Here is a 1,116-nt window from a genome sequence, read left to right on the forward strand (position 1 = left end):
GTGACAGGCGATACCTTATACCTGACCATGCAATGCGAGCCTTATGCGATGAAGGCGATGTATAGCTTCACGACTCAAGCATTATTTGATGGGCAATTTCGTGCGGCAATACAACGTTTTTCTCAGCACGGCTTAACCGAATATACCCGAGCAATTGAGTACTTTTATCAAGGGAAGATTCCGCAGTATCAGATAGATACGGCAATTCGGGTAGTGGACGCTTTCTTTCTCGGGGCGGGCTTACAAAGCTATTTATCGCAAGGCGAGGATCGGTTTCGTCAGAGTTGGGCGTTGTTCTCACAAATGTTATTAACCCAACTTGATGAAAAATAGAGCGCCATCTCTGAGGTGAGGCGCTCTAGTGTGTCAAGCACGGAACTATACTAGCTCAGCGTTGTGATAGACGTTTTGTACGTCGTCGCAATCATTAAGCATGTCGAGGAACTTTTCAAAACGTTCAACATCATCGCCACTGACCTCAGTATCGATTTGAGGGACAAAGGTGATCTCCTCAAGATCAATCGGCGTGTCGCCAAGAAAGTCGCTCAGCGCATTTTTCACTTTGAAAAACTCTGTATGAGGCGCGAAAACCGTAATCACCCCTTCGTCTGCTTCGATGTCGGAGACATCCACATCAGCCATGACCAGGGCTTCCAGCGTGCCTTCTTCATCTGTGCCTTGAAATTGAAACACCGCTTGATGTTCAAACATATGAGACACCGCGCCCGGTGTACCAATTTTCGCATCATTTTTGACAAAGCATTGGCGAACATCCATGTATGTACGGCTGTTGTTGTCGGTTAAACAATCAACAATCACCGCACAGCTACCAGGGCCGAACCCTTCGTACCGAGCCACTTCATAGTTCTCACCACCAGAGCCATTAGCTTTATCAAGTGCCTTGTCAATGACATGCCCAGGCACTTGATCCTTTTTGGCTTTTTCCATCAAGCGGCGCAGTGATAGATTACTCTCTGGATCTGAGCCACCATTTTTAGCACATACGTAAATCTCTTTACCGTATTTTGAGTAAACCTTAATTTTTGCGCCTTGGGTTTTGGCCATTGACGCTTTACGAACTTCAAAACTTCGTCCCATTGGGAATCTCTCTTAATA

2 protein-coding genes are annotated in these 1,116 nt (G+C 46.1%); one reads left to right on the top strand and one right to left on the bottom strand.

The genetic code is table 11. The features are described 5' to 3' along the window. Positions 1–333: hypothetical protein (locus BZG79_RS15860; RefSeq protein ID WP_199878100.1), on the top strand; the 333-nt coding region annotated here is incomplete at its 5' end. A gap of 45 nt (positions 334–378) precedes the next feature. Here the strand turns inward: BZG79_RS15860 and BZG79_RS15865 are convergent. Then, positions 379–1,098 (bottom strand): YebC/PmpR family DNA-binding transcriptional regulator, encoded by a 720-nt coding sequence (locus BZG79_RS15865; protein WP_021024027.1) that lies wholly within the window; start codon positions 1,096–1,098, stop codon positions 379–381. Positions 1,099–1,116: the final 18 nt, after the last annotated feature.

Origin of the sequence: Salinivibrio sp. MA427 (assembly GCF_001996115.1) — a bacterium.
Taxonomy (GTDB): Bacteria; Pseudomonadota; Gammaproteobacteria; order Enterobacterales; family Vibrionaceae; genus Salinivibrio; species Salinivibrio costicola.

Bases quoted from the DNA above. Each gene is read 5' to 3' on its own strand.
- BZG79_RS15865 (WP_021024027.1), bottom strand. From the start codon at position 1,098: ATGGGACGAAGTTTTGAAGTTCGTAAAGCGTCAATGGCCAAAACCCAA.